Below are 13,782 nucleotides of genomic sequence, written 5' to 3'. Positions count from 1 at the left end.
CCCGCTCAGCTCCTTCGGACGATCGGTTACCCGGTCATCAGTTACCCGCCCGGGGCCCGGGCGGGTACCGCCGAAGGAGTTGCCGTCAGCCCCGCCCGGCGGTCCGCTCCAGATGTCCGCGCAGCGCCCGCGCCGTCAGATCGCGGTCCTCGCCCACGACGAAGGCCCGGACGCCGTCGGCGCGCCACTCCGCGCGGCGCTCCGGCGTGGTGGACATGGCGCAGAAGGGAACCGAGTGGCGGGCGCAGGCTCCGCTGAGGCTCTTGACCGCTTCCCGCACGCGGGGGTGCCGGACCTGCCAGGGAACCCCGTAGGACTGGGAGAGGTCGCCGGGTCCTGGCAGGACCAGGTCGACGCCGCCGGGGGAGAGGATGCCGTCGATCGCCTCGACCCCCTCGGCGTCCTCGATGAGCGCCACGATCATGATCTCCTCGTTGGCCCGGCGGAGGTATTCGGCCGGGTCGATGCTGCCGAAGCCGGGGCCTCGGCCGCCGTTGAGGGAGCGCATGCCCTCGGGCGCGTAGCGGGCGGCGCGGATCGTGGCGTCGATGTCCGCGCGCTGCCGGACGTGCGGGACGACGATGCCCATCGCCCCGGCGTCCAGGGCCCGCAGCACGGCGCCGGGATCGGCCTCGGGGACCCGGACGAAGGGGGTGAGCCCGGTCGTCTCGGCGGCCCTGATGAGGGTTTCCAGCCGCTGCGGGTCGACGAGCGTGTGCTCGGTGTCCAGGATGACGAAGTCGTACCCGGCGCAGCCGATCATCTCGACCATGGTGGGCTCGGGCAGCGTACTGAACAGCCCGTACGCCTCCTCACCGGCGGCGAGCCTGCGCCGGACCTCATTGGGGCGGAGCACTCAGACCTCCCCGTCCGCACCGGGCTCACCGGCACCGAGGAAGTGGAAGCCGGGGCGCGGGTGCATCAGGAAGTCGTGGTGCGAGATGTTCCAGGCGTACGCCCCGGCGACCCCGAACACCACCCGGTCACCGGCCCGCAGCCCCGGTGCGGGGACGTGGCGCGCGAGGACGTCCTTGGGGGTGCACAGCTGCCCGGTCACGGTGACCAGGGCGCCCTGCGCCGCCGACCGCGGCCAGGGGTGCGGCCAGGGCGCGTCGGACGGCAGGACCGTGCAGGGCTGGTCGTGGCCCTTGGTCGCGGGAGTGCGCAGATGGTGGGTGCCGCCGCGGACCACGGCGAACTCCTCGCCGTGGCTGTGCTTCACATCCAGCACCTCGGTGGCGTACCAGCCGCAGTACGCGGTCAGCGCGCGCCCGGGCTCGATGCGCAGGGTGAAGCCGGGGTGGGCGTCGGCGAGCCGCGCCAGGCCCGCACCGAAGGCCGCCCAGTCGAACCGCCGCTCCGGGGCGGCGTAGTCGACGCCCATTCCGCCGCCGATGGTCACCTCGGAGAGCGGTATCCCGTGGTGGGCGGCCAGGCCGGCGGCCCAGGTGACCACGGCCTCCGAGACGGCCAGCTGCTCGGGCGCCTCCAGGCCGCTGGCCAGGTGGGCGTGGATGCCGCGGAGTTCGAGCTGCGGGTAGGTGCCGTCGGTGAGCAGGGTGACGACCTCACCGGCCTGCGCGGGGTCGAGCCCGAAGGGGGTGGGGCGGCCGCCCATGGCGAGCGAACTGCCGTCCAGGGAACCGTCGTCGACCGGCAGGTTGAAGCGGGCCAGCACCGCGATCCGGCGCTGCGGCGCGAGGCGGGCGGCCAGGCTCGCGAGCATGTGGAGCTCGTACACGCTCTCCACGTGGAAGCGCCCGACACCCAGCTCCAGCGCCTGGGTGATCTCGGCGGGCGTCTTGCCGGGTCCGCCGAAAGCGAGCGGCGCGTCCGGCACGGCCTTGCCGACGTGCGCCAGCTCGCCGCCCGAGGAGACCTCGTAGCCGTCCACGTACGGGCGCAGCGCCGCCAGGATCTCCGGCTCCGGGTTGGCCTTGGCCGCGTAGTACAGCTCGACGCGCTCGGGCAGGGCGGCGCGAACCTCGGCCAGGTGCGTACGCAGAGCCGCCAAGTCGTAGACGTAGGCCGGGAGTTCGTCGGCCGGCAGGGAGCGGGCGCGGTCGCGGACCGCGTCGGTGAGGGCGGGGCTCGGGGTGGTCATCGGGCGCTCCAGGGGGTGGTGTCGTCGCTGCGGACGGCGCCCGACAGGACGGCCTCGGCCAGCGGCGAGGGCAGCAGGACATAGCCGGCCTCACGGTCGGCCTTGCGCTCCCAGCGGGTGAGCAGATTGGCCTTCGCGGGCAGCGGGACGCCGGCCAGCAGGGCGGCCAGCCGCGGCGGGCAGCCGTACCGGTCCGCGTGGGTCTGCAGGGTGCGGCGGACCTGCGCCCACAGCTCCGTCTCGGTGTCCGGGTGCAGATCGGCGAGCGCGGCGAGCATCTCGGCGACGTGGTTGACCAGCAGGCAGTACACCACCCGGTCCCAGCCGCGCTGGGCGTCATAGGTCATCGGCGCCGCGATGTCCTCGGGCAGCGAGGCCAGCAGGTCGGCGTGGTGCTCGGGGACGAGCTTGGTGCCCTCCAGGTCGCGGAAGAGGACCTGGGCGGGCATCCCGTCACCGTCGACGCAGACCAGCACGTTCTGCAGATGCGGCTCCAGCACCAGACCGTGGTCGAAGTAGGCGGCGAGCACCGGCGGCAGCAGCAGGTTGAGGTAGGCGGCCCACCACTCCAGCGCGGCCTGCGGGCCGGCGCCGTCCAGGAGGCATGAGATGTGTGCGGGGCTGGTGGGGTACTCGTCGGCGACCGCGCCCGCCAGCAGCGGGGTGGTACCCGGCAGCAGGCGCGGGGACAGGCCCTCGCGGACGATGACGCCGAAGCCCTCCAGCAGCCCGGTGTCCGGGCGGCCGTCCGCGCCGGGCAGCGCGAGGCTGCGGTAGGCGGGCTCCCTGAGCACCGCGGCACCGGGGAACCGGGTGGCGAGGTCGGTGAGCGCGGGTGCCAGCAGCCGGGTGAGGGCCACCGCCCCGGACAGCTCGTAACTGGCGTTCTTGCGGAGGCAGTTGGTGATCCGGATGTTCAGGCTGAACTTCAGGAACGCGTCGCCGTCGTAGAGGGTGCGCACCGAAGCGGTGGCGGCGAACGGCGTCTCGCTGCTGCCCAGGACGCGGATGTCGTCGCGGTCCAGCGCCTCCTGCAGGCCCGCGTGGTCGCGCAGCAGCTCGTACTGCCAGGGGTGGACGGGCAGCAGCCGGTAGCCCTCCGGGACGTCGGCGTGCAGCGCGTCCAGCGGGCTGGTGGCGCCGTCGCCCGACCCCTCCTCGGCGATCAGCTCCTCGCGCACGGCGAGCAGCAGCAGCGGGAAGACGGCCCCGGTCTCGGGGGCGTAGGACTGCCAGGCGGTGGGGTCGCCGGTGCGGGCCTTGGGGGTCGGGTGGAAGCGGTGGCCGAAGAGCAGCGACTGCTCGGAGGTGACGTAGGCGGCCTGCCAGTCGTCCGCGCCGGCCGCCGGGGCGGACGGGCCCTGCTCCGTACGGGCCGCCAGCGCCGCCGAGACGGCCTGGTGGCTGGAGGCGATCTGCGCCAGGAACTCCTCGTTGTCGACGCCGGTGCGCAGCGACAGCTCGGCGTGCACGTACTCGGCCAGCCGGCGCCAGCCGACCTCGGACCAGCCGTCGGCGGTCTGCTCGGACACCGGGCCGGTGAACCGGTGCGCGCCGAGCAGCGAGGTACGGCGCAGCGCGACCCGCAGCAGCACTCCGCGGCGCGGCAGCCGCAGCAGCAGCCGGCCGTGGTCGACGGCGGTCTGGTGCTCGGGTCCGGACACCTCCCGCAGCAGGCAGTTGAGCAGGGTGTGCGCCACGGCCTGGTCCGCGGTGGGCAGACCGGCGGGGGCGGCGCGGTCCGCGGCGGGGGCGGGCGAATTGGTCAGCGAGGGCATCACAGGCTCCTGCGGGTGCGGAGAGTACGGGGAAGGCGGGGGACGGCGGTCGCCAACACGGTGACCAGCGCTATCGCGGTGCCGGTCAGGACGGGCGCGGTGGGGCCGAACCAGTCGTTGCCCGCCGCTGCGGCCACACCGGCGGCGACCGCGCCGGCCTTGGAGAAGAATTCGATCGAGCCGAACAGCCCGCCGGGGGCGCGGCCCTTGGCGCAGTCGGCGGCCAGCACCGACATGCAGACCAGGCCCAGGGTGAGGCCGGCACCGAGCACCAGACGCACCGCGACGAAGGCGGTGAGCGAGCCGGCGATGCCGTGCCCGGCCAGGCCCAGCGCGATACAGCCGAAGCCGAGCGCTATACCGGCCCGGGGGCGGTTGCGGAAGAGCGTGTGCACCGGGATCGCGGCGATCAGGTAGCACATGTGCGGCAGGGCGAACAGGACACCGGACACCATCGGTCCGGTGCCGGGTATCCGCTCCTTGATGAGGGAGATCAGGTACGGGAAGGAGATGACGGTGGAGAAGACGAAGGCGAACTCGATCGCGTACAGGGCCCGCAGGGAAGCGGCGGGGGCGCGCCCGGAGGGCTCGGCCGCGGCCTCGACCACCGGCGTTCCGTCCGCCTCGGCCTCCGCGGTGGTGGCCTGCGGGGCCGCGGGCCGGGTCCGCGGGGGCTCCGGCAGCGCCGCCAGCATCACGGCGGCGGTCAGCGGCAGCACGGCGAGCAGCGCGTACTGGCGGTGCGGCGACAGCCACGGCGTCAGCGAGCCGACCACGATCGGCGCGAACACCAGCGCCGCACGGGCGCTTCCCTGCATCAGCGTCAGCGCCCGGGACAGCGCATGGCCCTCCAGCGCCGCCCCCAGGTAGCCGTTGGACGCGGCGAAGGTGCCGCCCAGTACGCCCTGGATCACCAGCGCCGCGGTGAACGTGGGCAGTGAGTCGGCCCAGCCGGCCAGCAAGAACGCCGCGGCGAGGCCCAGTTGGGCCCGCAGCAGCAGCTTCTTGCGGCCGAACCGGTCCGCGAGCCGCCCCCACAGCGGGGCGCCGATGGCGCCGAAGATGGTGGGCACGATGTAGAGCAGACCGGCCCAGCGGGCGGCGCCGTCGCCCAGCTCGGGCAGGATCTCGGTGAGGTAGGGCGGCAGTCCCAGCGCGGCGAACGAGGCCACGAAGTAGCAGCCGGCCACGGCGAACACCTGGCGGCGGGCGAGTCCGGGGCTGACCTTGGTCTCGACGGCGTTCGGTTCGATCCGAGCGGTGGTGGCGGTTTTCGTCGGGCTCATCGGGCTCATCGGGAAATCCCCGTCGGCAGCAGATAGTTGGGGCCGGTGGTGTAGTGCTTGTTGATGTCGGCCGCGCCGGACCGCTCCTTGGACAGCAGGCTGCCGGCGCTGACCATCGCCTTGACCGGCAGCTGGGGGGCGTCCAGGACGTGTGCGCGCAGCGCGGCGCCCGGCCCGCCCGGCGCGGTGCCCAGCCGGTCGACGGCCTCGGCGAGCCGGTCGCGGACGAGGGCCAGCAGCCGGTCGAGCGGCGCCCGCCCGTGCCGGGCCAGCCCGAAGGCGTAGGAGCCCGCGCACAGATGCAGGGTGATGGTGGTGAACAGGTCCAGCACGGGCTGGTCGTGGTCCGCGAAGATCCGCGGATCGGCGAAGTCCGCGGGGTCCGGGGCGTCCTCGCCCAGGGTCTCCCGCAGGCGTACGGCGTTGATGCGCGGTGCGTCGTTGTCCTTGAACAGCAGCCGCAGCCGGGTGCCGTGCGCCCCCTCGTCCAGGACCAGCGAGATGTTCTGCTGGTGCGACTCCAGGCCGAAACCGTAGCCGAACAGGGTGGTCTGCCAGTCGAAGAGCAGGGTGAGCGCGGCATCCAGCAGGGCCAGCGGGTCACCGCCGTAGAAGCGGTCGGCGAGCTCGTCGATCACCAGCCGTCCGCCGGGCGCCCGGCCCAGCAGCGCGGCCATCGGGACCACGGCACTGCCGTCCAGCCCGGCCGGGTAGCGCCGGCACAGCACGGCCAGCAGCTCATGGCCGGCGTGCGCGTAGACCGTCTCGTCGGCCTGCAGAATCGATTCTGCGAATCGCGGCTCGCGGGCTGTCACCTTCTCCAGCAGCCGCTGGCCCTCGGCGCCGTCGATGAGCGTACGGGGCTTGATGGTGCGCCGGTTGCGCAGCCCCAGCGTCGCGGTGGCCAGCGGCAGCTTCAGATGCAGCCGGGGGTCGGCGTCCACCGCCACGGTCCGCATCGACAGGGTCGGCACCGCGCGCAGCAGGCCGCGTCCGGACAGCACCGCCTCGCCCGTCAGACCGGTCTCGCGCAGCGCCTCGTCCAGCGGGCCGCCGAGCGTCAGCGGGTGGACGGGCAGCGCGAGATGGCTGTCGCCGAGGTGCGGCAGATCCAGCTCCGCCGGCGTCGGCCAGCAATCGGGCAGCGCCGCGGTGCCGCCCGCGACCGTCATCGCGGTGCGCGGTACCGACAGCCAGCGCAGCGGGAATTCCGGATGGAACTCGGGGGCGTAGGAGCGCAGGTGGTCCTCGTCCAGGCCGGAGCGGCCCCGCGAGGTCGGGTAGACGGGGTGGTCGATGCGCGCGGCGAGGGTGTCGTAGGCCAGTCCGCCGTCCACGCCCTGCCAGGCACCGGCCGAGGCGCCGTGGCGCCCGGTCAGTACCCGGTCGACCTCGTCCCGGGTGCGGGTGTGCAGCCGCATCGTCGCCAGGGTCTGCCGGCACTCCTCGGCGAAGGCGTCGAAGCCGGGGCGGTCGGCCGGGTCGGCGAGCGCGCGCAGCGCGGTGAGGGCCGCGTCGACCGAGGTGAGCCGGGCACCGTCGGATTCGCGGACGAGCAGGGGCAGCCGGGCCGCATGGGTGCTCTGGTAGCCGTCCGCGCCCAGCGGCAGCAGCAGGGCGCCGGCGTCCGGGCCGGCGGGCAGCCGCAGCCAGGGGCCGTCCGGCCGCTCCAGCAGCGTGCCGCGGGTGCGCAGACCGACCACGTCCTCGCGCAGCAGCGCGCTCAGCACCCGCACCAGCAGCTCGGGCTCCTCGGCCCCGGCCGGCTCCTGCCCGGTCGTGCCGGCGGTGACCTCGCCGGTGATGCCGGTGGTGACGTCGCCGGTGATATCGGCGGTGGTGTCGGGGGAGACGGTCATGACGAGATCTCCCAGCGCTCGGCGGCGAAGAAGCCCTCGGCGGCCCGGTCCAGGGCGCCGCGGTCGGTGCCGGTGGCCCGCAGGACGCCGAGGTAGTCGCGGTTGGTGCGGTAGTGCGGGTGCTCGGCGCCGACCGCGCGCAGCGGCCGGTAGGCCAGCCGTACGCCGTCCGTCTCGCGGTCCGTGGCGGCGGGCGCGGCGGTGAGCGTCCCGGCCCGGTCGGCGAGGGCGTACTCCACCCGGCCCGCGCCGTCCTGCCGGGCACCGAGGTCGGCGGGCAGCGGCTCGCCGAGGTGGGTGCGCAGGACGTGCTCGAACAGCTCGATGCCCAGGACCCGGGCGAGCAGCAGATCGCACTGGTCGCCGATGACGCGGTAGTTCACCTCGATGAGCCGCGCCCGGCCCTCGTGCACCACGAACTCCGTGTGACAGGCGCCGAACCCGACGCCCAGCGCGTCGAGTTGCGCCAGTACCTGCGCGACGACCGGCTCCGGTTGGGCGGCGACGAAATCGTGCCGCTCCTCGATGAAGGACGGCGGCGCGGAGAGGGTGGTGTGGAAACCGCCCAGCACATGGCGCACCCGGCCGTCGCCGAGGGTTTCCAGCGTGTACAGCTCGCCGGTCAGGAACTCCTCGGCGACCAGCGCCGCCTCCGGGCGCCGGGCCTGTATCTCCTCGGCGCGCGCCACCAGTTCCTCCGGGCCGTCGGCGAGCATCACGTCCTCGCTGGCCACGCCCTCGCGGGGTTTGACGACGCAGGGGTAGGGGAGCCCGGCGGCGGTGAGCGCCGAGGGATCCTGCCCGGGGGCGAGCTCCACGGACCGCACGGTGTCGGCGCCGGACGCGGCGAGGTGGCGGCGCATCTCGGCCTTGTTCTTGGCGCGCAGCGTGGCCCGCCAGTCCTTGCCCGGCAGCCCGAAGTACTCGGCGGCCAGGGCCGCCTGGGTCTGCAGGTGGTCGCTGTTGGTGAAGACCGCGGCGGCCGGGTGGTGGGTGGCGATGCGGGTGATGACGGCACGGAAGTCACGGACGTCGCACTCCAGGACCTCTGCCCGGCAGCCGGCGCGCCGGTGCGCCTCCGGCTGGTCCGTCAGCAGTGTGACATCGAGACCGAGGCGGGCGGCGGCGGGAAGGAATCCCTCGGTGACCGAGTCGGTGGGGTTGAGAGCGAGCAGGTACATCCGCATGGGCGGGGCCCTTCAGGATCAAGGGTGGTGCAGGGGGACATCGAGGACGGGGGCGGGCCGTTGGGGACGGCGGCCCACCCCCGTTCCGGGCGGGTCAGGCCTTCGGCAGCGGCACGCCGGTGGCCTTGGCCACGTCGGCGAGCATGTGCTCGGCGGCCTGGATGCCGATGCCGGACATCCAGGTCTCGTCGGGCACGTTGATGACCTTGTTCTTCTTGACGGCCGGCAGGTCCTTCCAGACCGGGTTGGACGTGACGTCCTTCTGCTGGGTCTTGCTCGGCGTGTCCGCGGTGGTGACGAACACCAGGTCCGCGTCGGCCTTGTCGATCTGCTCCGGGCTGACGTCGAGCATCGTCTTGGCCGGGTCGGTCGAGCTCTGCGACTTCGGCCGGGCCAGGCCGATGTCGTCCAGGACCACACCGCTGTAGGAGGACTTCTGGTAGAGGCGGGTCGGGCCGGCGACGAAGCGCACCACGGACGCCGACGGCATCTTGCCGTGGTACTTCTTCTTGATGGCCTCGCCCAGCGCCTTGGCCCGGGTCTCGTACTCCTTCAGCTTCTGGCCGGCTTCCTTCTCCAGACCCAGCGCCTTGGCGTGGACCTTGAGGTTGGCCTTCCAGGGGCCGCCGGTGGTCTCGGTGAAGACGGTCGGCGCGATCTGCTGGAGCTTGTCGTAGATCTTCTCGTGCCGGACCTTGGAGGACAGGATCAGGTCGGGCTTCAGCGCGATGATCTTCTCCAGGTTCGGCTCCAGCAGCGGACCGACGTCCTTGACACCCCCGATCTCGTCCTTGAGGTAGGAGGGGAAGCCGCCCTCGGTCTTCATGTGCGGGGAGACCGCGCCGACGGGCTTGATGCCGAGCGTGGCGACGTCGTCGAGCTCACCGGTGTCCAGGACGACCACGCGCTTGGGCTTGGCGGGGATCTTCACGTCGCCGCCCATGGCGCTCTTGACGGTGCGCGGGAACCCGGCACCGGCCTTCGCCGCGTCATCGCCGTCGGAGGAGGTGCCGCCGCCGCACGCGGTGAGGGCGCCCGCGCCCAGGACGACGGAGAGCAGCGCGGCCGGCAGCCGGCCGGCGCCGCGGAGAGCGGATCTGTTCAGCATGAGGGTTCAACTTCCTGAGGGGGAGCGGAAAGCGGGAGAGGCCGTGGGGGGAAGCCGTGGGGGAGAGGCCGGGTCAGGCGGAGACGGTGGTGTGCCGTTTCGCGCTGCCCTTGGGGACGACCAGCGGGGTGCCGGTCTCGGGGTCGGGGATCACCCGGCAGTCCACGTCGAACACGGACTTGACCAGCTCCGCGTCGAGGACGTCCGCCGGTGCGCCGGCCGCCGCCAGCTGCCCGTCCTTGAGGACCACGAGGTGATCCGCGTACCGGGCCGCCTGGCCGAGGTCGTGCAGCACCATCACCACGGTGCGGCCCGCCTCGGAGTGCAACGCGGCGACCAGATCGAGGACATCGAGCTGGTGCCGCAGATCGAGGAAGGTGGTCGGCTCGTCGAGCAGCAGCAGCTCGGTGTCCTGGGCCAGCGCGAGCGCGATCCAGGCGCGCTGCCGCTGGCCGCCGGAGAGCCGGTCGACGGGCTGGTCGCGCAACTCCAGGGTGCCGGTGCGCCGCAGCGCCTCCTCCACCGCCTGCTGATCCGCCGTCGACCAGGGGCTCAGCAGCCGCTGGTGCGGGTAGCGGCCCAGCCGGACCAGCGCCTCGACGGTGATCGCGTCGGGGGTGACCGGCTGCTGGGGGAGCAGCCCCATCCGCAGGGCCAGCGCCTTCGCCGGCATCCGGTGGATGTCGGCGCCGTCCAGCGCGACGGTACCGGCGGCCGGCGTCAGCAGCCGGGTCAGACCGCGCAACAGGGTCGACTTGCCGCAGGCGTTGGGGCCGACGACGGCGGTGACGGCGCCGCCGGGCAGCACCAGATCGAGGCCGCCGACGATCAGCCGGTCGCCGTAGCGCAGATCGAGTCCCTGGGTGGAGAGCTGGTTGGCGGTCATCGGACACTCCTGTTGACGGAACTGCTCTGACGGATCATCAACACCAGCAGCCACGGCGCGCCCAGCGTGGCGGTGACCACGCCGACCGGCAGCCCGCCGACCGGCAGCAGGTACTGCGCCACGAGGTCGGAGGCGAGCAGCAGCACCGCACCGGCCAGGCCGGACAGCGCCAGCGTCCCGGCGGTCGGCGGCCCGGCGAGGAACCGCACCATGTGCGGGACGGCGAGCGCGACAAAGGCGACCGGGCCGGTGAGCGCGGCGGCCAGCGAGGCCAGCACGATGGCGACGACCAGGATCTGCAGGCGGGCGGTGTGGGTACGCAGACCGAGCGCGCCCGCCGAGTCGTCGCCCAGGTCGAGGACCGCGAGCCGGCGCTGCAGTGCGAAGGCGGCGAGCAGCGCCACGGCCATCGCCCCGCCCGCGGACCACACCTCGATCCAGGTCCGCCCGTACACCGACCCCGTCGTCCACTGGAGGGCCGAACCGGCCAGCTCGGTGGGGAAGCGGACCACCATGAAGCTCACCGCCGCGGACAGGCCCGCCTGTACGGCGAGACCGACCAGCACCAGCCGGGTCACGCTGACCCCGGCGCGCCAGCCGAACACCCCCAGCAGGACCGCCGCCAGCAGCCCGCCGCCGAGGGCGGCCAGCGGCATCAGCGCCTGTGAGGCACCGGCAGCCAGCATCGCCACCGCGCCGAACGAGGCACCGCCGGTCACCCCCATCACATCGGGGGAGGCCAGCGGATTGCGGAACAGCCGCTGCAGCAGGGCACCGGCCACCGCCAGGCCCGCGCCCGCGACGATCGCCGCGACCATCCGCGGGGCCCGGAACTCCTGGACCACCAGCACCGTGGCGGAATCGCCGATCCCGAACAGGCCCTGGACCGCATCGGCGGGCGGCAGCGGCATATCGCCGTTGGCCACCGACACCGTCACCAGCGCGCCGAGCACCACGAGGCCGGCGAGGGCGAGCAGCAGGCTCCGGCGGACCGTGCGCCCGCGCCGGGGAGCGGGGGAGGGGGAGGAGGACGGCGAGCCGAGCGGCTTCTCGTCCCGTGCGAGGTCGGTCATCGGGCCACCTTCCGGGCCAGCAGCGCCAGCAGCGGCGCGCCGAGGAACGCGCTGATGATGCCGACCTGCAGCTCGGACGGCCGGATGACGATCCGTCCGAGGATGTCGGCGGCGAGCAGCAGCAGGGGACCGGCGATCAGACAGCCCGGCACCACGATCCGGTGGTCGGAGGTGCGCAGCAACTGGCGGACCAGGTGCGGTGCCGCCAGCCCGATGAAGGCGAGCGGACCGGCCACCGCCACCGCCGACGCGGCGAGCAGGACGACGGCCAGGCCGCCGCCCACCCGGATCCGGGTCACCCGTACGCCCAGCGCCTGCGCCGCGTCGTCGCCCAGCGCCAGCGCGTTGAGGGCGGGGGCCAGGGCCAGCGCGAGGAGCAGGCCGAGCACCAGGGTCGGCAGCACCGGGTAGAGCACCGACAGCGGGCGCTCGGCCAGCGAACCGGCCATCCAGAACCGGGCCTCGTCCAGCGACCGCTTGCTGGCCAGCATGACCGTCGAGGTCCAGGAGATCAGGACGAGTTGGAGGACGGTGCCGCCCAGCGCGAGCCGCGCCGGGTCGAGATCACCGGCGCGCCGGGCCAGCGCCTGGGCGAACAGTGCGGCGGCCGCGGCGCCGGCGAATGCGAACCAGACGTACTGGGCGGGGCGGGTCAGGTGCAGTGCGTAGATCGCGGTGACCACCGCGAAGCCCGCTCCCGCGTTGATGCCGAGCGTCGTCGGCGACGCGAGCGGGTTGCGGGTGACGCCCTGGACGACCGCACCGGCGACGCCGAGCGCCGCGCCGACCGCGAGGGCCACCACGGTCCGCGGCAGCCGAAGTCCGGTCACCACGAGGGCATCCCGTCCGTGGACGGCGCCGGACAGCGCGTCCCACACGGTGGACAGCGGTACGGAGCGGGCACCGAGGGCAAGGCTCAGGGCGGCACAGGCCGCCAGGGCACAGAGCCCGGCCACGAACAGCGGGACGCGCCGCAGGAGCTTCGCGGCGGGACGCGCATCGGGCACAGGGGGTGCGGTGGCAGGTGGTTTGAACGTCGGCACGCGTCGTTACATTAGGTTAGGCATACCTAAACTTGCAACTGAGGCGGCGTTAAACAATCAACTGTCCTTTTTGCCCGGCGGGTCTCCGCCGCTGGCCCCCGGCAGGGCCCCGACCTGGGGTGATCTACCCACCCACGCCCCCGCTCACTCCGGCGAATCGCCGCGGTTCCTCGCTCGCGCCCCTCCCGCACAAGGGGCGAGTTGTACGGAAAGCGCATCGATGGACCTTTTCGGCCAATGTGCTTTTCTGAGGGAGAGGCCCCGCCGTTCTGCCCGTCTGAGGAGCGCCATGATCCCCACCCCTCCCCGTATCGCGATCATCGGCGCCGGCCCCGGCGGGCTGACCTGTGCCCGCGTTCTGCAGCGCAACGGCGTACCGGTCACCGTCTTCGAGCACGACGCCTCCGCCGGTGCCCGCCCGCAAGGCGGCACGCTGGAGCTGGACATGACGACCGGTCAGGCGGCGCTGCGGGCCGCCGGCCTGTACGAGGAGTTCGCCGCTCTCGCCCGCCCCGCCGGACAGGAGGTGCGGCTGCTCGACCACACCGCGACGGCGCTCTTCCCGGACGCCCCCACCCCCACCCCCGGCGCGGCCGGCCACTCCGAGATCGACCGGGGCGAGCTGCGCCGGCTGCTGCTGGACTCCCTCACGCCCGGAACCGTGCGCTGGGGCAGCTACCTGCGCACCCTTCATCCGCTCGGCGACGGCCGCCACCGGGCCGAGTTCGACGACGGCCACAGCGAGACCTTCGACCTGGTCATCGGTGCCGACGGCAGCTGGTCCAGGGTCCGGCCGATGCTCTCCGACGCCACCCCTCACTACACCGGGGTCACTTTCGTCGAGTCCGGATTCGAGGACGCCGGCACCCGGCACCCCGAGGCCGCCCGTCTGGTCGGGGCCGGCAGCATGCGGGCGGAGTCCGCCGGCAAGGCGCTGATCGCCCGGCGCGACAGCCGCGGCCGCATCCGCCTCTATGCCGCCTTCCGCGGCTCCCAGGACTGGGCGCTGGAGGCCGGGGTGCGGATGACGGACACCGAGGCCGTCCGTGCCGTACTCCTCGACCGGTTCGCGGGCTGGGACGAACGGCTGCTGGCGCTGCTGCGGGACAACGACGGCGGGTTCGCCCACCGCCCGCTGTTCGCCCTGCCGGTGCCGCACACCTGGACGCACACCCCCGGCCTGACCCTGCTCGGCGACGCCGCACATCTGATGCCGCCGTTCGCCCCCCCGGGCGCCGGCCTCGCCATGCTCGACGGCGCCGAACTCGCCCGGGCCCTCACCGGGCACCGTGACCCGGACGAAGCGGTGCGCGCCTACGAAACGGCCCTGCTGCCCCGCGCCGCCGAGGCCGCCGAACACGCCGCCCGCGGCCTGGCCGAAGCCCTCACCCCCGACGCCCCGCTGCGCCATCCGCGCGCCCGCCGGCGGTGACCTGCCGGCTCTCCGGTTGCGGCCCC

The 13,782-nt window shown here is 73.7% G+C and carries 11 protein-coding genes; 1 reads left to right on the top strand and 10 read right to left on the bottom strand.

Annotated elements, in window-relative coordinates:
- Positions 1 to 85: 85 nt before the first annotated feature.
- From ABR737_RS08735 to ABR737_RS08690, 10 genes are all read right to left on the bottom strand, one after another.
- A complete protein-coding gene (locus ABR737_RS08735; RefSeq protein WP_350249612.1) occupies positions 86 to 856 on the bottom strand; it encodes an HpcH/HpaI aldolase family protein in 771 nt (256 codons plus the stop codon).
- Positions 857 to 2,104, bottom strand: coding sequence for a type III PLP-dependent enzyme (locus tag ABR737_RS08730; protein ID WP_350249611.1), 1,248 nt, complete (start codon positions 2,102 to 2,104; stop codon positions 857 to 859).
- Positions 2,101 to 3,882 carry an IucA/IucC family protein gene (locus ABR737_RS08725; RefSeq protein ID WP_350249610.1) on the bottom strand — a complete coding sequence of 594 codons (1,782 nt, stop codon included), beginning with the start codon at positions 3,880 to 3,882 and terminating at the stop codon, positions 2,101 to 2,103. The genes ABR737_RS08730 and ABR737_RS08725 overlap by 4 nt, the downstream gene beginning before the upstream one ends.
- Entirely contained in the window at positions 3,882 to 5,168 is a 1,287-nt protein-coding gene (locus ABR737_RS08720) for an MFS transporter (RefSeq protein WP_350249609.1), read from the bottom strand. Before ABR737_RS08720 ends, ABR737_RS08725 begins: the two co-directional genes overlap by 1 nt.
- Positions 5,169 to 5,173: 5 nt before the next feature.
- Complete coding sequence (locus ABR737_RS08715; protein WP_350249608.1) at positions 5,174 to 7,027, bottom strand: IucA/IucC family protein; 1,854 nt, start codon at positions 7,025 to 7,027, stop codon at positions 5,174 to 5,176.
- Complete coding sequence (locus tag ABR737_RS08710; protein ID WP_350249607.1) at positions 7,024 to 8,214, bottom strand: ATP-grasp domain-containing protein; 1,191 nt, start codon at positions 8,212 to 8,214, stop codon at positions 7,024 to 7,026. The genes ABR737_RS08715 and ABR737_RS08710 overlap by 4 nt, the downstream gene beginning before the upstream one ends.
- Positions 8,215 to 8,308: 94 nt before the next feature.
- On the bottom strand, positions 8,309 to 9,322 hold the full coding sequence (locus ABR737_RS08705) for an ABC transporter substrate-binding protein (RefSeq protein WP_350249606.1): 1,014 nt from the start codon (positions 9,320 to 9,322) through the stop codon (positions 8,309 to 8,311).
- 73 nt (positions 9,323 to 9,395) lie between these two features.
- Positions 9,396 to 10,208: an ABC transporter ATP-binding protein gene (locus tag ABR737_RS08700; protein WP_350249605.1), complete on the bottom strand. Its 813-nt coding sequence runs from the start codon at positions 10,206 to 10,208 to the stop codon at positions 9,396 to 9,398.
- Positions 10,205 to 11,281 carry a FecCD family ABC transporter permease gene (locus ABR737_RS08695; RefSeq protein ID WP_350249604.1) on the bottom strand — a complete coding sequence of 359 codons (1,077 nt, stop codon included), beginning with the start codon at positions 11,279 to 11,281 and terminating at the stop codon, positions 10,205 to 10,207. Before ABR737_RS08695 ends, ABR737_RS08700 begins: the two co-directional genes overlap by 4 nt.
- Complete coding sequence (locus ABR737_RS08690) at positions 11,278 to 12,288, bottom strand: FecCD family ABC transporter permease (RefSeq protein WP_350249603.1); 1,011 nt, start codon at positions 12,286 to 12,288, stop codon at positions 11,278 to 11,280. Before ABR737_RS08690 ends, ABR737_RS08695 begins: the two co-directional genes overlap by 4 nt.
- A 325-nt stretch (positions 12,289 to 12,613) precedes the next feature.
- Between ABR737_RS08690 and ABR737_RS08685 the strand changes: the two genes are divergently transcribed.
- Positions 12,614 to 13,756 (top strand): FAD-dependent oxidoreductase, encoded by a 1,143-nt coding sequence (locus tag ABR737_RS08685; protein ID WP_350249602.1) that lies wholly within the window; start codon positions 12,614 to 12,616, stop codon positions 13,754 to 13,756.
- Positions 13,757 to 13,782 lie beyond the last annotated feature (26 nt).

This window comes from Streptomyces sp. Edi2, from assembly GCF_040253635.1.
In the GTDB taxonomy this organism is placed as follows: Bacteria; Actinomycetota; Actinomycetes; order Streptomycetales; family Streptomycetaceae; genus Streptomyces.
This window is presented reverse-complemented; position numbering and strand designations above follow the sequence as displayed.